At 63.1% G+C, this 19,820-nt stretch carries 16 protein-coding genes; 10 read left to right on the top strand and 6 right to left on the bottom strand.

Annotation, left to right across the window (positions count from 1 at the left end; genetic code table 11):
• Positions 1-9: 9 nt before the first annotated feature.
• The gene (locus tag HA399_RS03325) at positions 10-1,392 is read left to right on the top strand and encodes a glutamine synthetase family protein (RefSeq protein ID WP_404326045.1); all 1,383 of its coding nucleotides are present in this window, start codon (positions 10-12) and stop codon (positions 1,390-1,392) included.
• 237 nt (positions 1,393-1,629) lie between these two features.
• Positions 1,630-2,922 (top strand): NAD(P)/FAD-dependent oxidoreductase, encoded by a 1,293-nt coding sequence (locus HA399_RS03330; RefSeq protein WP_404326047.1) that lies wholly within the window; start codon positions 1,630-1,632, stop codon positions 2,920-2,922.
• Between the two features lie 160 nt (positions 2,923-3,082).
• On the opposite strand, the gene HA399_RS03335 is transcribed toward HA399_RS03330, so the two are convergent.
• Entirely contained in the window at positions 3,083-4,582 is a 1,500-nt protein-coding gene (locus HA399_RS03335) for a Na+/H+ antiporter NhaC family protein (RefSeq protein ID WP_404326049.1), read from the bottom strand.
• A 214-nt stretch (positions 4,583-4,796) separates the two neighbouring features.
• On the bottom strand, positions 4,797-6,173 hold the full coding sequence (locus HA399_RS03340; protein ID WP_404326051.1) for a glutamine synthetase family protein: 1,377 nt from the start codon (positions 6,171-6,173) through the stop codon (positions 4,797-4,799).
• A 260-nt stretch (positions 6,174-6,433) separates the two neighbouring features.
• Between HA399_RS03340 and HA399_RS03345 the strand changes: the two genes are divergently transcribed.
• From HA399_RS03345 to HA399_RS03355, 3 genes are read left to right on the top strand one after another with little or no spacing between them, the layout of a single operon-like run.
• Entirely contained in the window at positions 6,434-7,222 is a 789-nt protein-coding gene (locus HA399_RS03345) for a gamma-glutamyl-gamma-aminobutyrate hydrolase family protein (protein WP_404326052.1), read from the top strand.
• Between the two features lie 2 nt (positions 7,223-7,224).
• Positions 7,225-8,703, top strand: coding sequence for an aspartate aminotransferase family protein (locus HA399_RS03350; protein WP_404326053.1), 1,479 nt, complete (start codon positions 7,225-7,227; stop codon positions 8,701-8,703).
• Positions 8,704-8,705: 2 nt separating this feature from the next.
• Positions 8,706-10,202, top strand: a complete 1,497-nt coding sequence (locus tag HA399_RS03355) for an aldehyde dehydrogenase (RefSeq protein WP_404326055.1) — start codon at positions 8,706-8,708, stop codon at positions 10,200-10,202.
• Positions 10,203-10,324: 122 nt separating this feature from the next.
• Here HA399_RS03355 and HA399_RS03360 read toward each other — a convergent pair whose 3' ends face one another.
• From HA399_RS03360 to gatC, 4 genes are all read right to left on the bottom strand, one after another.
• Positions 10,325-10,876 (bottom strand): cupin domain-containing protein, encoded by a 552-nt coding sequence (locus HA399_RS03360; protein WP_043332584.1) that lies wholly within the window; start codon positions 10,874-10,876, stop codon positions 10,325-10,327.
• A gap of 165 nt (positions 10,877-11,041) precedes the next feature.
• Positions 11,042-12,496 carry an Asp-tRNA(Asn)/Glu-tRNA(Gln) amidotransferase subunit GatB gene (gatB, locus tag HA399_RS03365; RefSeq protein ID WP_248379540.1) on the bottom strand — a complete coding sequence of 485 codons (1,455 nt, stop codon included), beginning with the start codon at positions 12,494-12,496 and terminating at the stop codon, positions 11,042-11,044.
• Positions 12,496-13,974: an Asp-tRNA(Asn)/Glu-tRNA(Gln) amidotransferase subunit GatA gene (gatA, locus tag HA399_RS03370; RefSeq protein WP_153635165.1), complete on the bottom strand. Its 1,479-nt coding sequence runs from the start codon at positions 13,972-13,974 to the stop codon at positions 12,496-12,498. Before gatA ends, gatB begins: the two co-directional genes overlap by 1 nt.
• A 130-nt stretch (positions 13,975-14,104) precedes the next feature.
• Positions 14,105-14,392 carry an Asp-tRNA(Asn)/Glu-tRNA(Gln) amidotransferase subunit GatC gene (gene gatC / locus HA399_RS03375; protein ID WP_054555110.1) on the bottom strand — a complete coding sequence of 96 codons (288 nt, stop codon included), beginning with the start codon at positions 14,390-14,392 and terminating at the stop codon, positions 14,105-14,107.
• 329 nt (positions 14,393-14,721) lie between these two features.
• Between gatC and HA399_RS03380 the strand changes: the two genes are divergently transcribed.
• The 5 genes from HA399_RS03380 to rng all read left to right on the top strand — a co-directional run bounded on the left by HA399_RS03380 (position 14,722) and on the right by rng (position 19,808).
• A complete protein-coding gene (locus HA399_RS03380) occupies positions 14,722-15,759 on the top strand; it encodes a rod shape-determining protein (protein WP_043332576.1) in 1,038 nt (345 codons plus the stop codon).
• Positions 15,760-15,823: 64 nt separating this feature from the next.
• The gene (mreC, locus tag HA399_RS03385) at positions 15,824-16,801 is read left to right on the top strand and encodes a rod shape-determining protein MreC (protein WP_404326899.1); all 978 of its coding nucleotides are present in this window, start codon (positions 15,824-15,826) and stop codon (positions 16,799-16,801) included.
• Complete coding sequence (mreD, locus tag HA399_RS03390; protein ID WP_043332574.1) at positions 16,801-17,283, top strand: rod shape-determining protein MreD; 483 nt, start codon at positions 16,801-16,803, stop codon at positions 17,281-17,283. The genes mreC and mreD overlap by 1 nt, the downstream gene beginning before the upstream one ends.
• A 267-nt stretch (positions 17,284-17,550) precedes the next feature.
• A complete protein-coding gene (locus HA399_RS03395) occupies positions 17,551-18,159 on the top strand; it encodes a Maf family protein (protein WP_404326057.1) in 609 nt (202 codons plus the stop codon).
• Between the two features lie 185 nt (positions 18,160-18,344).
• Positions 18,345-19,808 (top strand): ribonuclease G, encoded by a 1,464-nt coding sequence (rng, locus tag HA399_RS03400; RefSeq protein WP_043332570.1) that lies wholly within the window; start codon positions 18,345-18,347, stop codon positions 19,806-19,808.
• Positions 19,809-19,820: the final 12 nt, after the last annotated feature.

Genomic DNA, 19,820 nt, shown 5'->3' on the forward strand with positions numbered 1-19,820 from the left:
GAAGGTGTCATGAAGTACGAACCCACTGGTCGCGAAGACGACGAAGCCGTGCTGCAGGAATGGTTCACGGCACATGGCATCACCGAGGTGGAATGTCTGGTCACCGACCTGACCGGCATTCTCAAGGGCAAGATCATGCCGGCACGCAAGTACCTCAATGGTGGGCGACCGCGCCTGCCGGACTCCATCTTCACCCAGACCGTCACCGGCGGGTATCCGGATGATGAAGACAGCCGCTTCTGGAATCCGGCCGAGCAGGACATGCAGCTGATCCCGGATACCAGTGCCGTCTATCTGGTGCCGTGGGCGGAAGACCCCACCGCGCAGATCATCCATGACTGCTATTACCTCAATGGTGATCCGGTGGAGCTGTCGCCGCGCTATGTGCTCAAGCGAGTGCTGGCACTGTATGCCGCACGCGGCTGGAAGCCGGTGGTGGCCCCCGAAGCCGAGTTCTATCTCGTCAAGACCAACAAGGACTCCGACTATCCGCTGGAGCCGCCCATCGGACGCAGCGGTCGTCAGGAGAGCAGCCGTCAGTCCTATTCCATCGATGCGGTCAATGAGTTCGATCCGCTCTTCGAGGAGATGTATGACTACTGCGAGGCCATGGGGCTGGATCTCGATACCCTGATCCATGAAGAGGGTGCCGGGCAGATGGAAGTCAATTTCGAGCATGGTGACCCGCTGGCGCTGGCCGATCAGGTCGTGATGTTCAAGCGCACGCTGCGCGAGACGGCATTGCGCCACGGCATGTACGGTACCTTCATGGCCAAGCCGATGGCCTATCAGCCGGGCAGCTCGATGCATATCCATCAGAGCCTGGTGGATGTCGCGACCGGCAGGAACCTGTTCGCGGATGATGAAGGGCGGGCCAGCACCCTGTTTCGCAACTTCATCGGCGGCTTGCAGACCTACATGCCGTCCGCGATGCCGTTCTTCGCGCCCAACGTCAATTCCTATCGCCGCCTGATGCGCAGCGAGACCAGTGGCTCCGCGCCGATCAACGTCGAATGGGGCTTTGACAACCGCACCGTCGGTTTGCGGGTGCCGGTGTCAGATGCCGAGGGGACGCGGGTCGAGAACCGTCTGGCCGGCGCCGACGCCAATCCCTATCTGGTGATGGCTGCCTCGCTGGCCTGCGGCTATCTGGGCATGATGGCGCAGATCGAGCCGCGTCCGCCGGCCGTGGGCTCTGCCTGGGAGGGCGGCAATTCCTTGCCGGACGATATCGGGCCGGCACTGAATGCGCTGCACTCCTGCAAGCCGTTGGCGGATATTCTCGGCGAGCGCTTCGTGAAGAGCTATCTGGCCGTCAAGCGCGCCGAGCATCGTGAGTACTTCCAGGTCATCAGCTCGTGGGAGCGGGAGCACCTGCTGCTGCGTGTCTAGCCCTTCGGAACATGTCCTGTGTGTCTAGCACTGTATGTCTCACCCTGCGGGGCAAGCCCATGAGGGAGCCGAGAGGTCGTGACAGTCGTCACGGCCTCTCGGCGTTTCAGGTGGGGCACTCTGTGTTGGCAGGATGCTACTTGTGGTGATTATTGCATGTCAAAGTCGGCGTGATTGGCTCTATGATCCGTGATATCGTGCTTTCATGTTGATTAAAATAACCACAAGGAAATTGTCATGAGTGCCTCTCTGCCCTTGGAACATGCTGCCTCCTGGTATGCCGCCTCAGCCAATGCCGTGCCCGAACGGCCCCCGCTAGCGGGAGATGTCAGCTGTGATGTCTGCGTCGTCGGGGCTGGCTTCACCGGCATCTCGGCGGCGCTGCACCTGGCCGAGCAGGGCCTCAAGGTGATGGTGCTGGAGGCCGCCCGCGTGGGTTACGGCGCATCCGGTCGCAATGGCGGGCAGATCGTCAACAGCTACAGCCGCGACATGGATGTGATCGAGGAGCGTTTCGGCGCCCAGACGGCACGTGCGCTGGGCGACATGGCCTTTGAAGGCAACCGCATCATTCGTGAGCGTATCGCCGGTTATGGCATCGATTGTGACCTGCGCGAAGGCAATCTGTTTGCCGCCCGCAATGCGCGTCAGCTCAAGGGGCTCAAGGAGCACAAGGCGCTGTGGGAGCGCTATGGCAACACCAGCCTCGAATTGCTGGAAGGCGATGCCTACAAGCGTGAAGTGAGTGCCGAAGGCTATACGGGCGCTCTGGTCGATCACTCCGGTGGCCATATTCATCCGCTCAATCTGGTGTTGGGCGAAGCCGCAGCCTTCGAGTCACTGGGCGGCGTGATCTTCGAGCACAGCCCGTTGCTGAGTCTCGAGCATGGCAGCCCCGTCGTGCTCAAGACCGCGGGCGGCACCCTGCGGGCCGACCGCGTCGTGATGGCGGGCAACGCCTACCTCAATGGCGTGCTGCCGGAGCTTGAAGGCAAGTCGATGCCCTGTGGTACCCAGATCATCACCACCGAACCGCTGGCGGAGGATGTGGCGCGTAGTCTGCTGCCCAACAACATGGCGGTGGAAGACTGCAATTACCTGCTCGATTACTACCGCCTGACCCGTGACAACCGACTCATCTTCGGTGGCGGCGTCAACTATGGCGGCGAAGACCCCAGCAATATCGAAGCCTTGATTCGCCCCAAGATGCTCAAGGCCTTCCCGCAACTGGCCAACGTCAAGATCGACTACGCCTGGAGCGGTACCTTCCTGATGACGCTCAATCGTCTGCCTCAGTTCGGCGTGCTCAATGACAACGTCTACTACGCCCAGGGCTATTCCGGGCATGGCGTGACCTGCAGCCATCTGGCAGGGCGCTTGATCAGTGAGGTGATGACCGGCCGTGATGGCCGCTTCGATGCCTTCGCCGGCCTGCCGCACCTGCCGTTCCCCGGTGGCCGCATGCTGCGGGTGCCGCTGTCTGCCGTGGGTGCCTGGTACTACCAGACCCGCGACAAGCTCGGTATCTGATCAGCCTGTTCTCCAGAATGCCCCAAGCCGCCTTCCTTATCGGGAGGCGGCTTTTTCATGGGCTGGAAAGTACGCCTGACCTGGCCCGAAACGCACTGCGCCCCGCCTGTGAAGGCGGGGCGCAGTGCATGTCTTGCCGATTCATGGCGTGAGCGCTGGGTCAGCCGGCGATCCAGAACCCCATCAGCAGGAAGCCCAGCGTCGTGACCAGCGCACCGATCAAGGTGTAGGGCAGTTGCGTCAGCGCATGCTGCATCGGCTGGACCCCGCAACCCTGTGAGGACAGTACCGAAGAGTCCGAGAAGAAGCAGGCGTGGCTACCGAAGCTGGAGGCTGACAGCAGGGCGCCGACGATCAGCGGCAGCGAGGCATCCATGTGCAGTGCGATGGGAATCACGATCGGGATCGAGATCACGAACACGCCCCAGGAGGAGCCGGTCGCGAAGACCACGACGGCCATGCTGACGAACACGATGGCCGGCAGGATCGCCGGAGTCAGGTAGGGTGTCAGGCTCTCGATCATGAAGGTGGTCATGCCTAGCTGGTCATTGACCTCGCGCAGCACGAACCCGACCGCCACGATGGCCAGGGGCAGCATCATGGTGCGAAAGCCGTCCATCACCGCGTCCATCAGCGAGGAAAACGACACCAGGCGCTGGGCAAGATACAGCAGGATGGTGAACAGCGTAGCGACGATCACGCCCTTGAGCAGGTCGATCTCGAACCAGGCGCTGGCGCCGATCAGCACGGCCATTGGCAGCACGAAGTTCATCAGCCCGATCCAGGGGCTGGATTTCGGCGCTTCTGCTTCCGGCAGGGGCTCCGGGGCGCCGTCAGGAATCGGCTGGCCGGCCTTGGCGCGTCGCTCGGCGGCCTTCATCGGTCCGATGTCCGGCATCAGGCCAATGGCGACCAGCATGGCCAGCGCCATCGCGATCCAGCCATACAGCATGTAGGGAATCGCCTGGATATAGAGCGACATGCCGCTTTCGGTGGCACCGCCTTCCTCGAGCAGCTGGGAGAAGTACACCGCCCAGGTCGAGAGGGGCACCAGAATGCAGATGGGCGCGGCAGTCGAGTCGACGATATAGGCCAGCTTCTCACGCGAGACCCCGAAGCGGTCCGTCAGGCGTTTCATCGCCGCTGGCGTCGCCAGGGCATTCAGATAGTCATCGATGAAGATGAGGATGCCGAGGATCACGGTGCCGATCAGCGACTGACGGCGTGTCTTGAGCAGGCGACCGATCATGTTGCTGAAACTCAGCGTGCAGCCGGACTTCTCCATCATGGCGATGAAGCCGCCCATCAGCCCACAGACCAGAATCAGCCAGGCGATGGTCTCGTTCATCATCACGCCCAGCGAGATATCGGCCAGTTCTCCGATGTAGTCGTCAGGCTGCAGTATCAGCAGACCCGCGAGCGCGCCGATGGCCAGGGCTTCCAGGGTGCGATGGGTCGCGATGGCGACCACCAGCACGATCAGCGATGGCACGAGGCTGATCCAGCCGAACGGCGTGCCGGCCTCATGGGTAAAGGTGATGCCCAGCACCAGTGCCAGGATGACGCCGAACATGGCAATGCTGCGCCCCTTGCCACGGACGCTGACGGAGGGAGCGAAGGGATGTGGGGGCGCTGGAGGGACGGGAGAGGCCTGATTCATGCTCGGGCCTCCCATGCAGCGAGGAAGTGCTCGGTGCTGACTTGCTCGGTACTGACTTGCTCGGTACTGAGTTGGTCAGCGCAGCAGCGCTCTGCGGGGAGCCGGTCTGCAAAGCCGTGGCCATGCAGCGAGTGACCAACGAAGTCGCGGGCAGCGACGGTTTTTATGATTGTCATGTCCTGAGCCCTGGAGTTGGTGGAGAGGTCGGTGTGGATCAGATGTTGCGCAGGTACCAGTCGTATTCCAGACGGCTGATGATCTGCATGGCCGCTTCACGCTCCGCGCGACGGCCAGCAATGAAGACGTTCAGGAAGCGCTCGCTGAAGGCGTGGGCCAATGCTTCACTCTCCTCCAGCAGCGTCAGCGCCTCGGGCCAGCTGTTGGTCAGGCTCGGCTCGAACTGGTCATAGGCATTGCCGGTGACCGGCTCGCCCGGCGAGACCTGATGCGTGATGCCGTGGATCACCGAGGCCAGCAAGGTGGCCAGCAGCAGGTAGGGATTGACGTCGGCCCCGGCGACGCGGTGCTCGAGACGACGTGCCTCGTTGGGGCCGGAGGGGATGCGGATGGCGACCGAGCGATTGTCGAAGCCCCAGGTCGGTGCCATCGGCACGTACAGGCCCTGCTGGAAGCGGCGATAGGAATTCAGGTTGGGCGCAAACAGCGCCATCGAGGCGGGCATCAGTTCCAGCAGGCCGCCGATGGCGTGACGCAGGGTCTCGGTGCCCAGCGGATTCTCGTCCTGCGCGGCGAAGACATTGTTGCCGTGCTGGTCCACCAGGCTCATGTGCGCATGCATGCCGTTGCCGGCCTCGTCGCCATACGGCTTGGCCATGAAGGTGGCATCGAAGCCGTGGCGCAGGGCGACGCCCTTGATCAGACGCTTGAGCAGGACAGCGCTGTCACAGGCCTTCATGACATCGTCGAGATGGATCAGGTTGATCTCGAACTGGCCCGGCGCACATTCCTTGAGCGCGGTATCCAGCGGCAGCTGTTGGATGCGCGCGGCAGTCTGGATCTCGTCGAGGAAGTCGGCGTACTCATCCAGCTCGCCGATCGAATAGAGCTGGCTTTCACTGGCGCGCTCGCCTGTCAGCGGGGAGCACGGCGGCTGCACCATGCCCAGGTCATCGCGCTCGCGATCGACCAGATAGAACTCCAGTTCCAGCGCGACGACCGCCGTCAGGTCCATGTCGGCAAGAATATCGACCTGTTTCTGCAGCTGATTGCGCGGGTCGGCAAAGAAGGGGCCATCCTTGTCATCACGCATGTTCATCAGCAGTTGCCCCTGCTTGCCGTTGCGTAGCCAGGGGGCTGCCATCAGGGTGCCGGGGATGGGGCGGCAGACCTGATCACTGTCACCGCTGCTGAGCCCCAGCCCGGTTTCCTCGATGGTGTTGCCGGCGATATCCAGTGCGAAGACGGAGCCTGGCAGGTTGATGCCATTCTCATAGGCCTTTTCCAGATTCTCGCGCGGGATTCGCTTGCCGCGCTGGATACCGCTGATGTCACTGATCAGCAGATCGATGTTCTCGATTTCCGGATGACGGTCCAGAAATTCTCTGGCCTCATCGACGGGGAGGCTGTACATGGATATCACCTGTGGGCATGGGATGTTGTGGTTTATATATCGTCATCATGGCCATTGTTGTCAAATACTTTACAACACGTGACGGTTTTAGTTGCTGGATGGTTTTGGTGTTATGGTGATAAATTGTTTTTAAACAGTGCTTTATGTTGATTTCTGTGAAATCGTCGTTTCGTCGGGTTGGCAAGGAAAGGCGTTCAGTCTATGTTGATTAAAACATACCAATCATCCAAGGCCTGCTTGTTCGCCTCAAAGGAGATCCCATGCCACCTCGTCCCCTGGTGGGCGTCATTGCCTGCCGTCGCACCGTAGAAGGTCATCCGGCGCATATGGTGACCGACAAGTACGTCAGCGCTCTGCGTGAATTCGGACTGGATCCGGTGGTCATTCCGGTCTGGGAGGATGTCGAGCCCGGCGCCGCCAGCGCCCTGCTGGCACGCCTGGATGGTCTGCTGCTGACTGGCAGCTATTCCAACATGCACCCCTCACGCTACGGCGAGACCAGCGCGCCGGAGAACACCTATGAAGACCCGGCCCGCGACGCTGCGGTGCTCTGCTGGGTGCCGCTGGCGCTTGAGTTGCGACTGCCGCTGCTGGGGATCTGCCGCGGGTTTCAGGAGCTGAACGTTGCCTTCGGCGGCAGCTTGCACCAGGCGGTGCAGAAGGTGGCAGGCCTGATGGATCATCGTGAGCCCAAGGGCGATCTCGAGGCGCAGTTCGCGCCGTCGCATGCCATCAGCATCTCGCCCGGCGGAGTGCTGGCAGGGCTTTACGCCGTGCCCGAGGCGCAGGTCAATTCCTTGCATCAGCAGGGGATCGCCCGTCTTGGTGAGGGCCTGAATATCGAAGCGGTTGCCCCGGATGGGCTAATCGAGGCGGTCTCGGTCAGTGGTGCGGCGTCCTTCACGCTGGCGGTGCAGTGGCACCCGGAATGGAAGCCGCGTGAGCACGCCTTGTATCAGGCGATTCTGGAAGGCTTTGCCGCGGCCTGTCGTGACAAGGCCGAGGGTGGCACCTTGCCGACCTGTCACCCGACTCGCGAGGAGGCGTGAAGATGGCAATGAATGACGCTGGCGAACGCCTGAAGGCGCTGGATGCGCGCCACCACCTGCACCCCTTCACCGACTTCAAGCAGCTGGGCGAGCAGGGCAGTCGAATCATCACCGGTGCCAGCGGCGTCTATATCCATGACGCCGATGGCCAGCGGATTCTCGATGGCATGGCGGGGCTGTGGTGCGTGAACCTCGGCTATGACCAGCCGGAACTGGTCGCGGCGGCCAGCCAGCAGATGACGCAGCTGCCGTACTACAACACCTTCTTCAAGACCGCCCACCCGCCGGCGATCGAGCTGGCGGCCGAGCTGTGTCGTCTCGCGCCAGAGCATATCAATCATGTCTTCTTCACCGGCTCCGGCTCTGAAGCCAACGACAGCATGCTGCGCATGGTTCGGCGGTTCTGGGCGCTCAAGGGCAAGCCGGAAAAGCAGTGGATCATCGCGCGCGAGAATGGCTATCACGGCTCGACCGTCGCGGGTATGAGCCTGGGCGGCATGGCACCGATGCATGCCCAGGGCGGCCCCTGTGTGCCCGGCATCACGCATATCCGCCAGCCTTACTGGTTCGCGGAAGGTCGTGGAAAGGGGAGTGAAAGCCCGGCATCTGAACCACATAGCCGAGATGATTTCGGGCGACTGTGTGCCGAGGCGCTGGATGCGCGCATCCAGGAACTGGGCCCGGACAATGTGGCCGCCTTCCTGGCGGAGCCCGTGCAGGGTGCCGGCGGTGCGATCATGCCGCCTGACAGCTACTGGCCTGCCATCAAGGCCGTGCTGGCGAAATATGACATCCTGCTGGTGGTGGATGAGGTCATCTGCGGCTTCGGTCGTCTCGGCGAATGGTTCGGCAGTCAGCATTACGACCTGAAGCCCGATCTGATGCCCATCGCCAAGGGGTTGTCCTCTGGTTACCTGCCGATCGGCGGTGTGCTGGGCGGCGAGTTCTTCCATGGCTTCACCTATTCCGGACACCCGGTGTGTGCCGCCGTGGCGCTCAAGACCCTCGAGATCATGCAGCGCGAGGATATCGTCACCCGGGTGCGTGACGACCTGGGGCCGTATCTCGCCAGTCGCTGGGCCACGCTTGCAGACCACCCGCTGGTCGGCGAGGCGCGTTCGCTTGGCCTGATGGGGGCGCTGGAGCTGGTGGCCGACAAGGCCAGTGGCGAGCGTTTCGATTCTTCCCAGGCCGTCGGCAACCTGTGTCGTGATATCTGTTTCGAGACGGGACTGGTGATGCGCTCGGTGGGCGACACCATGATCATCTCGCCGCCGCTGGTGATCACGCATGAGCAGATCGATGCGCTGGTCAGTCTGGCGCGCGCGGCACTGGATGAAACGGCGCGCCAGCTGGCGAGTCACGCCGCCACTTGCTCTTCCGCTGCGCTGAAGGCCACTTCGCCCTCGTCCTCGCTGCCTTCTTCACTCTCCTTTACTCCATCCTCTGAACCTTCCTCTTCCCTGACCTCGGAATCCTGATCATGAGCCGTCCTCAGACATTGGCCGAATGGCAGGCGCTGGCCGCTCGCCTGACCCCGCAGTTGCAAGGCAATGCCTTCATCAATGACGAATTCGTGCCGGCGGTCAGCGGCGAGACCTTCGAGAGCCTCAACCCGGCCACCGGTGAGCGGCTGGCGATGGTCGCCAGCTGTGACAGCGCCGATGCCGAGATCGCCATTCGTCATGCGCGTGCCGCCTTCAAGAGCGGTGTCTGGTCGCGCATGGCCCCGACCCGGCGCAAACAGGTGTTGCTCAGACTCGCCGAGCTGATGGAAGCCCATCAGGATGAGCTGGCGTTGCTGGATAGCCTCGACATGGGCAAGCCGGTCACCAGCGCGCTGAACGACATGGCCGGGGCGATCGGCTCGATCCGCCACCAGGCCGAGTCCATCGACAAGCTTTACGGTGAGGTCGCCCCGACCGGTCAGCAGACGCTGGGCATGGTGCTGCGCGAACCGCTGGGCGTGGTGGCCTCCATCGTGCCGTGGAACTTCCCGCTGATGATGACGGCGTGGAAGATCGCCCCGGCGCTGGCGGCGGGCAACAGCGTCATCCTCAAACCGTCGGAGAAGTCACCGCTGTCGGCGCTGCGTCTGGCGCAGCTGGCGCGTGAGGCCGGTATCCCGAGCGGCGTCTTCCAGGTGCTGCCGGGCTTCGGGCATACCGTCGGGCGTGCACTGGCGCTGTCGATGGACGTCGAATGCCTGGCCTTCACCGGCTCCACCGCCGTTGGCAAGCAATTGATGCAGTATGCCGGGCAGTCGAATCTGAAGCGGGTGTTCCTGGAGTGTGGCGGCAAGAGCCCCAACATCGTCTTCGCCGATTGCGCCAATCTGGATCGCGTCGCCGAAAGTGCCGCTGCCGCCATCTTCTACAACCAGGGTGAGGTCTGCATCGCGGGTTCCCGTCTGCTGGTGGAGAACTCGATCCGTGATGCCTTCGTCGCCAAGGTGGTCGCGGCTGCCGAGCGCATGCAGCCGGGCGACCCGCTGGACCCGGCAAGCTTCATGGGCGCGATGGTCGACAGCACCCAGTATGAGCGCGTGATGGGCTATATCCGTCAGGGTGTCGAGGAGGGCGCGGCACTGCGCGCCGGCGGTGAGGAGGTCGAAGGGCCCGGACTCTTCATTCGTCCTGTGGTCTTCGATGGCGTCACGCCACAGATGGCGATCGGCTGCGAGGAAATCTTCGGCCCGGTGCTGTCCGTGTTCGGCTTCGAGACCGAAGACGAGGCGCTGGCGTTGGCCAATGACAGTGACTTCGGGCTGGCGGCAGGGGTGTGGAGTCAGGACATCGATCGCATCATGCGCGTGACGCATCGTCTCGAATCCGGTCAGGTCTTCGTCAACAACTGGGCGGGGGGCGATCAGACCATGCCCTTCGGTGGGGTGAAGCAGTCCGGCAACGGCCGTGACAAGTCACATCACTCGCTGGCCGAATACACCCAGCTCAAGAGTGTCTGGATCGAGCTGAGCTGAACCGGAATGAGCTGAACTGAAACGAAATGAGCTGTGTAGGTCTCCGTGAATTCAGAGGCTTGCGAAGAAAGAAGAGGCCACGCGATTGCGTGGCCTCTTCTTTCTTGCCTTCGCCGCAGAGGCTAGAACATCCGCGCCGGCGTCGCGCAGCTGACCAGGCGACACTCGACATCACCGATGTTGCGGAAGCGATGCGGCACGTTGGTATCGAAGTAGTAGGCGTCGCCCGCCTTCAATACCCGCGTGTCGCCACCGATGGTGATCTCTATCTCGCCCTCGATGACCACGCCCGCTTCCTCACCCTGATGGGTGATCATCTCGCGGCCAGTGTCAGTGACGGGCGGGTAGGTCTCGATCATGAACGACAGGGCGCGGTCACGCCGCTTGGCGCCCACCAGCTTGAAGATGACATCGCCGCTGCCGACGTTGATCAGCTCCTCCTCGCTGTAGAACACCTTGGCGGTGTTCTCGAGCTCCATGGTGAAGAAGTCGCCGACACTCATGGGAATGGCGGCGAGAATCTTCGACAGTGAACTCACCGACGGGCTGACCTTGCCCTGTTCGATCAGTGACAGGCTCGAGTGTGTCACACCGCAGCGCTTGGCCAGCTCGCGTTGCGAGATGCCACGCAAGGTACGCAATGCCCGCAGGCGGGCACCGACATCATCTGCCATCAGAACATCCTTCATGTCGCGACGAGTTGAGGAGAGGGGCAAGCCCTTCCAGACCGACGACGGCCAGCCACGGAGCTCCGCGACTGGCCGTCGTTCACGTGCTGGTGGTCAAGATCAGGGGCATCGGCATCAGAGCCGGCGCTGTCCTGATCATCGACCACGCGATCAGCTGAGGCTATCCAGCTTGTCTTTCAGCACCTTGTTGACCTGTTGCGGATTGGCGGTGCCGCGTGAGGCCTTCATCACCTGGCCGACGAAGAAGCCGATCATCTTGCCACGCTTGTCCGGTTCGGCTTCCTGATACTGGGTCACCTGGGCCGGGTTGTCGGCGATCACCTGATCGACCACGGCTTCGATGGCACCGGTGTCGGTGACCTGCTTGAGGCCGCGCGACTCGATGATCTCGTCGGCGCTCTCGCCTTCGCCATCCCACAGCGCGGCGAACACCTGCTTGGCGGCCTTGCCGTTGATGGTCTCATCGACGATGCGCTTGATCAGGCCACCCAGCTGGGCCGCGGAGACCGGGCTGACGGTGATGTCGAGGTTTTCCTTGTTGAGACGACCGGCCAGTTCGCCCTGCACCCAGTTGGCGGCCTGCTTGGCGTCGCCGCAGACATCCTTCACTTCCTCGAAGAAGTCGGCCATCTCGCGGCTGGCGGACAGCACGCTGGCGTCATAGGCGGACAGGCCCAGTTCGCTTTCGAAACGGGCGCGTTTCTCGGCCGGCAGTTCCGGCAGGGTCTGGCGCAGGTGTTCGATGTAGGCCTCGTCCACTTCCACCGGCAGCAGGTCCGGGCACGGGAAGTAGCGGTAATCGTTGGCTTCTTCCTTGGTGCGCATGCTGCGCGTCTCGTCGGCGTCCGGATCATACAGGCGGGTTTCCTGCACGACCTTGCCGCCGTCCTCGATCAGCTCGATCTGACGCTCCACCTCGAAGTGGATGGCACGCTCGATGAAGCGGAAGGAGTTGACGTTCTTGATCTCCGCGCGGGTGCCGAAGGCTTCCTGACCCTTGGGGCGCACCGAGACGTTGACGTCGCAACGCAGGGAACCTTCGGCCATGTTGCCGTCGGAGATGCCCAGGTAGGTGACGATGGCGTGGATCGCCTTCACGTAGGCCACCGCTTCCTTGGCGGAACGCATGTCCGGCTCGGAGACGATTTCCAGCAGCGGTGTGCCGGCACGGTTGAGGTCGATACCGGTCATGCCCTGGAAGTCTTCATGCAGCGACTTGCCGGCATCTTCCTCGAGGTGGGCGTGGTGGATGCGGATCGATTTACGCGTGCCATCTTCCAACAGGATCTCGAGCACGCCAGGGCCGACGATGGGCTGATCCATCTGGCTGGTCTGGTAGCCCTTGGGCAGATCCGGGTAGAAGTAGTTCTTGCGTTCGAACACCGAACGGCCGGCAACGGCGGCATCGACGGCGAGGCCGAAGCGCACGGCCATGGCCACGGCCTGCTCGTTGAGCACCGGCAGGGTGCCCGGCAGGCCGAGGTCCACGGCGCTGGCCTGGGTGTTGGGCTCGGCACCGTAGGTGGTGGATGAGCCGGAGAAGATCTTTGACTGGGTGGCGAGCTGAGCGTGAACCTCAAGCCCGATTACGACTTCCCATTGCATCAGGCTTGCTCCTGTCCGAATTCCGGGCGCTGGCGGTGCCAGTCGGTGATTTGCTGGAACTGGTGCGCGACGCCCAGCAGGGTCTGCTCACCGAAGTGCGGGCCGAGGATCTGCAGTCCCACCGGACGCTTGCCTGCCAGGCCAGCCGGCACGCTGATGCCCGGAATGCCCGCCAGGTTGATGGCGATGGTGTAGAGATCCTGCAGGTACATGGACAGCGGGTCCTTGTGCGCGCCGAGATCGAACGCCGGGGTCGGTGCCGCCGGGCCCATCAGCACATCGACCTGGTCGAAGGCATCGAGGAAGTCCTGGCGGATCAGGCGACGCACCTTCTGGGCCTTGATGTAGTAGGCATCGAAGAAGCCTTCGGACAGGGTGTGCGTACCGATGATGATGCGACGCTTCACCTCGTCGCCGAAGCCTTCTTCCCGCGTGCGCTTGTAGAGGTCTTCCAGGTCCTGCGGGTCCTTGCAGCGATGGCCGAAGCGCACGCCGTCGTAACGTGACAGGTTGGAGGAGGCCTCGGCCGGCGCGATCACGTAGTAGGTCGGGATGGCCAGGTGGGTATGCGGCAGCGAGATTTCCTGCACGCTGGCACCGGCATCCTCGAAGACCTTGATCGCGGCACGCACGGAAGCTTCGACTTCCTCGGACAGGCCTTCGCCGAAGTATTCCTTCGGCAGGCCGATCTTCAGGCCCTTGAGGTTGTAGTCCAGCCCTTCGACGTAATCCGGCACGCCACGCACCACGCTGGTGGAGTCGCGCGGGTCGGCACCGGCGATCACGTTCATCAGGCGCGCGCAGTCCTCGGCGGAGCGGGCCATCGGGCCGCCCTGATCGAGACTGGAGGCGTAGGCGATCATGCCGTAGCGCGAGACGCGACCGTAGGTCGGCTTGAGGCCGGTGATGCCACAGAAGGCGGCCGGCTGGCGGATGGAACCGCCGGTGTCGGTGCCCAGGGCGGCCGGCGCAAGGCCTGCGGCGACGGCGGCGGCACTGCCACCGGAGCTGCCACCCGGCACGGCGGACAGATCCCACGGGTTCTTGACGGCGCCGTAGTGGCTGTTCTCGTTCGAGGAGCCCATCGCGAACTCATCGAGGTTGGTCTTGCCGAGAATCACCACGCCTTCGGCCTTGAGCTTCTCGATCACGGTGGCGTCGTAGGGCGCGACGAAGTTGTCGAGCATCTTCGAACCGCAGCTGGTGCGCACACCTTCTGTGCAGAAGATGTCCTTGATGGCCATCGGCACGCCGGTCAGCGCGGCGGCATTGCCAGCGGCACGGCGTGCATCGGCGGCATCCGCATCACGCAGCGCGTCTTCGCGGCACAGGGTGATGTAGCTGTTGAGCTCGCCGTCGAGGCGTTCGATACGGGCCAGGAAGGCTTCCGTCAGCTCGCGGCTGGTGTATTCGCCGGCCTCCAGGCCTTGCGCCAGCTCACTGAGCGTCTTGTCATGTAGTGCAATGGACGATGACATGTTCGATTCCATCAGTGCAGACGATGCGCCGGGCATCGTCCGCAGAAATTCCGGGGCGGACGGGGCGTGCCGCGTGACGTGGTATCCGATGGCAGCCGGTCACGATGCGTGAGCGACCTGCCAGGCGAGATCACTCGACGACGCGCGGAACCAGATACAGACCCTGCTCTGTGGCCGGGGCCACCTGCTGAAAACGCTCGCGCTGATTCGATTCGGTGACTTCGTCCGCGCGCAGGCGTTGCGTGGCTTCCAGCGGGTGTGCCAGCGGTGCGACGCCGTCGGTATCGACCTGTTGCAGCTGGTCGACCATGGCGAGAATCCGGTCGAGATCCTCGACGTAGGCTTCGGCATCCTGCGAGGCAAGACCCAGGCGTGCGAGGTGAGCGGCACGCAGCACATCTGAATGTTCAAGGGCCATTGAAGTTTCCCTGTCTTGGCTTCGAGAGGCTTGAGGTGACGGCAGGAGTCGGAGACGACCACACGGAATCGGGCTGGCGCAAGGTACGCGAAAAGCCGAATTCGAAAATTGTGGTGTCCCGGCAAACCCGATGCCCGTTACCCTGTAAAACAGCGCGCTTGGCAGCGATGGAGCAATCTGTCGCCGAATGCGCCGTTACAGTGTGATTCGGCGTGAAATGTACCACATCTGCGTCGCTCTGGCAGGCGTGTCAGCTTGCCGCCATGGGGTGGCAATGGTACCGTTCGCGTCTGCACAGGGTTCCGGTCTGGACTAGGTGATCAACTTCCATGTTTAAACGTTTACGTGGGCTGTTCTCGAGCGATCTGTCGATCGATCTGGGTACTGCCAACACGCTTATTTATGTGCGCGGTCGCGGTATCGTGCTCGACGAGCCCTCAGTCGTGGCCATTCGCCAGTCCGGGAATGCCCGCAGTGTGGCGGCCGTCGGTGCCGATGCCAAGCGCATGCTGGGGCGTACCCCCGGCAATATCACGGCCATCCGTCCGATGAAGGACGGCGTCATCGCCGACTTCACCGTTACCGAACAGATGCTCCAGCATTTCATCCGCAAGGTGCATCAGAGCACCTTCCTGACACCCAGCCCTCGTGTGCTGGTGTGTGTGCCGTGCATGTCGACCCAGGTCGAGCGTCGCGCCATCAAGGAGTCGGCCGAAGGGGCCGGCGCGCGTGAGGTCTACCTGATCGAGGAGCCGATGGCTGCCGCGATCGGTGCGGGCCTGCCGGTGGAAGAGGCGATGGGCTCCATGGTGGTCGATATCGGTGGTGGTACCACTGAAATCGCCATCATCTCGCTCAACGGCGTGGTCTATTCCGAATCCGTGCGTATCGGCGGTGACCGCTTCGACGAAGCCATCACCTCCTATGTGCGTCGCCATTATGGCAGCCTGATCGGCGAGGCGACGGCCGAGCGCATCAAGGAAGAGATCGGTTGTGCCTACCCGGGTGGCGAGCTGCGCGAGATCGACGTGCGCGGTCGCAACCTGGCCGAGGGCATTCCGCGTTCCTTCACGCTCAACTCCCACGAGATCCTCGATGCGCTGCAGGAACCGCTGGCGGCCATCGTCTCGGTGGTCAAGAGCGCGCTCGAGCAGTCTCCGCCGGAGCTGGCCTCCGACATCGCCGAGCGCGGCCTGGTGCTGACCGGTGGTGGTGCGCTGCTGCGTGACATCGACAAGCTGATCGCGGAAGAGACGGGCCTGCCGGTGATCATCGCCGAAGACCCGCTGACCTGCGTGGCGCGTGGCGGTGGCAAGGCGCTGGAAATGATCGATCAGCACACCTTCGAGCTGCTGTCGAGCGATTGACCTCGTCCGGGGCCGGGCATGCTGTGTGCTGTACGGCTGGTCCCGGCCTGTCGGAGGAAGTGCTATCAAACCCCTGTTCACGCGTGGCCCCGTGCCCGGCTACCGCATGCTGTTGTGCGCGGTGCTGTCACTCGCGCTGATGTTTGCCGAAGATCGCTTCAGCTGGATGGTCGATGTGCGCGCCAGCATGGCGACGCTGGTATCGCCCGTGCAGTGGGTCGTCAGCTTGCCGACGGAAGGCATCAGCTGGGGCGCGCTGGTGTTTGCCGACCAGCAGGAGCTGGCCGACGAGAATCGCGCGCTGCGCGAACAGCTGCTCAATCTGTCCAGCCGTGTGCAACGCATGGCGAGCCTGACCTCCGAGAATACGCGCCTGCGCGAATTGCTCAATGCCGGGCAGCGTAGCGACATCCCCTATATCACCTCCCAGTTGCTGACCCTCGATGCTGACCCGTTCTCCCACCGCATGGTGGTGGACCGCGGCGAGCAGGATGGCGTGCGCATCGGCTTGCCGGTGCTCGATGCCTATGGCCTCGTCGGGCAGGTCATCTCCACCTCGGCCTACAACAGTCGCGTGCTGATGATCAGTGATGCCAGCCACGCCGTGCCGGTGGAGATCAATCGCAATGGCCTGCGCTTCATCGCCCAGGGCAGCGGCAAGATCGACCAGGTCGATGTGCTGCATGTGCCGGACACCGCCGACATTCGTGTCGGTGATCTGCTGGTGACTTCCGGGCTGGCGCTGCGCTTTCCGCGCGGCCTGCCGGTGGCACGTGTCACCGAGGTCTATCATGATCCCGGCAAGCCGTTCGCCCGCGTGAGTGCCGAGCCCATCGCGCAGCTGGAGCGCTCGCGCAACTTCCTGATCCAGATGCCGCCGCCGGTGGATACCGACAACCTGTATGTCGATGACAGCCTCGATGAGTTGCCGCGTGACAACCTGGCGGCGCCCAAACCTGAAGGTGACGACGCCGCACAAGGCTCCGCCGAGGATGCGGTAGACGCACAGGCACCCACCGACGCTGCCGGGGAGAACAATTGATGGCCTTTCGTCCCCAGACCACCTTGCTGTGCTGGTTCTCGCTGCTGCTGGCGCTGTGTCTGCAGGTCATGCCATTGCCGGATGTATGGCTGATCTGGCGGCCCCAGTGGCTGGGCCTGATGCTGGTCTACTGGTGCATCGTCTCGCCGCAGAGTGTCGGAGTCTTCCACGGCTTCCTGTTCGGGCTGGCGCTGGATGTCCTGCAGGGCGCACCGCTGGGGCACAACGCCCTGGTGCTGTCGCTGACAGCCTTCATGGGTGTGCTGCTCTATCAGCGCATTCGCGCCTACTCGCTGTTGCAGCAGGCGTTGCTGGTGATCGTGGTGCTGGGCATCGCGCAGTTGCTGGATCAATGGCTGCGCAGTCTGTTCGGTGCCGGCCCCGTCAGCCTGTCGTTCCTGCTCTCGGCGGTCATCGGCGGCGCACTGTGGCCGTGGCTCTATACTCTGCTGCAGATGCTGCGTCGGCGGGTCGCGGCCTGAGTGCCACTGGCATGTCGCTAGCGCTTCTTGCCAGCTTCCAAAAGCCGCCTACGGGCGGCTTTCTGGTACTTGTCAGCCATGTTTCTCTTCACGAGGTCTTCCATGTCATCCAGTTCAAGGTCATCCACTTCCAGGCCATCCACACCTGACACCGAAAGCCCCACTTCCTCACTCTTTGCGAACTCTGACGCCGCGACGCAGCGCAAAGTAAGGTCTCAGGACGTTGTTCAACAGGGCGTTGCTCAACAGGGCGCTGCTCAAGCGGAATTGATTCTGGCCTCGGGGTCGCCGCGTCGCCGCGACCTGCTGGCCAGTATCGGCATCCAATGTGAGGTGGCGCCGGTGGATATCGATGAGATGCCGCAGGCCAATGAGTCGCCGGAGCATTATGTGCTGCGTCTGGCGCGGGAAAAGGCGCAGGCCGGCTTCGCGGCCCTGGCGCAGCGGACGGCAGGCCAGACGGCGGGGCGGCGAGTGCTCGGCGCGGATACCGCGCTGGCACTGGATGGACGCATTCTCGGCAAGCCGCGCGATGAGGCCGATGCGCGCGAGATGCTGCTCAGTCTGTCGGGGCGCAGCCATCAGGTACTCAGTGGCGTGGCGCTGTGTCATGGCGACGCCGGGCGCGACATGCGCTGCGCGAGCGAGCTGGTCGAGAGCCGCGTGACTTTCCGCACCATCACCCCAGAGGAGGCCGCGCGCTACTGGGCGACCGGTGAGCCGGCTGACAAGGCGGGTGGCTACGCCATCCAGGGGCTCGGCGCTGTCTTCGTCAGTCATCTCGAGGGCAGTTACAGCGCCGTGGTCGGGCTGCCGCTGCATGAGACCGCACAGATGTTGAGCAAGGCGGGCGTTCAGCCGTGGCAACCGCTCTGACGGGCGATGTTCTGCACTGCGTCAGTCGGGTGTCGAGACAGCACTCCAGCGGCATCGTGAAGGACGATGGCTTGCGTGCGTGGCACAAAATACCCGTTGCAGGAAATCCTTAGTCGATAGATCACAGCCGGGGGCTCCCTTGCTATGTCATAATCGCAAGCAACGACTTTACAAGGACTTGCGCTATGAGCGGCGAGGTATTGATCAACCTGACACCGATGGAGACCCGCGTGGCGGTGGTCGAGAACGGTGTCCTGCAGGAAGCCTTCATCGAACGCAGCGGGCGACGCGGCATCGTCGGCAACATCTACCGTGGCAAGGTGGTGAGAGTGTTGCCTGGCATGCAGGCGGCCTTCATCGACATCGGTCTCGAACGGGCCGCCTTCATCCATGCCCAGGAAGTCATGCCGGCGCACACGCCGCATGATGAGCAGCTCTCGATCCGCGAGCTGCTCAGCGAAGGCCAGCCACTGGTGGTGCAGGTCACCAAGGACCCCATCGGCACCAAGGGCGCCCGGCTGACCACGCATCTGTCGGTGCCGTCACGCTATCTGGTCTACATGCCGGACTCGCCGCATACCGGCGTATCGCAGCGCATCGAGAGCGATGCCGAGCGTGACCGCCTCAAGGAGCTCACCGAGCAGTGCCTGACGGCGCTGGATCCGGAAGCGCCCGGCGGCTTCATTCTGCGCACGGCGGCCGAAGGCATCAGCGAGGCCGAGCTCAAGCAGGACATGCACTTCCTGCTGCGCCTGTGGCGCAAGGTCAGCGAGCGTCGCCTGACCGCCGCCGTGCCCAGCGTGATCTATGATGATCTGCCGCTGTTCATGCGCACGCTGCGCGACGTGATGCGTGACGAGATCGAGCGCGTGCGCATCGACTCGCGCGAGAACTTCATTCGGCTCAAGGAGTTCGCCAGCGAGTTCATGCCGGACATGGAAGGGCGCATCGAGTATTACCCCGGCGAGCGGCCGATCTTCGATCTGTTCAGTGTCGAGGATGAGCTGCACAAGGCGATGGGCCGCAAGGTGCAGCTCAAGAGTGGCGGCTATCTGGTGATCGACCAGACCGAGGCGATGACCACCATCGACGTCAACACCGGTGGTTTCGTCGGTCATCGCAACCTCGAAGAGACCATCTTCAAGACCAATCTCGAGGCGGCGACCGCCATCGCGCGCCAGCTGCGGCTGCGCAATCTCGGCGGCATCATCATCATCGACTTCATCGACATGGAAGAGACCGAGCACCAGCGCCAGGTGCTGCGCGTGCTCGAGAAGTCGCTGGAGCGTGATCATGCCAAGAACAAGATGACCGGCGTGACCGAACTGGGCCTGGTGCAGCTGACGCGCAAGCGCACGCGCGAGAGTCTGGAGCAGGTACTGTGCGAGGCCTGCCCTACCTGTCAGGGGCGCGGCACCCTCAAGACGCCGGAGACGGTCTGCTACGAGATCTTCCGCGAGATCATGCGCGAAGAACGCGCCTACAGCCCGGATACCTACATGGTGCTGGCCTCACAGAACGTGGTCGATCGCCTGCTGGACGAGGAATCTGCAGCTGTGGCGGACCTCGAGAGCTTCATCGGCAAGACCATCCGCTTCCAGGTCGAGGCGCATTACACCCAGGAGCAGTACGATATTGTGCTCATGTGATCTGTCAGCCGC

Origin of the sequence: Cobetia sp. UIB-001, from assembly GCF_044789135.1 — a bacterium.
Classification (GTDB): Bacteria; Pseudomonadota; Gammaproteobacteria; order Pseudomonadales; family Halomonadaceae; genus Cobetia; species Cobetia amphilecti.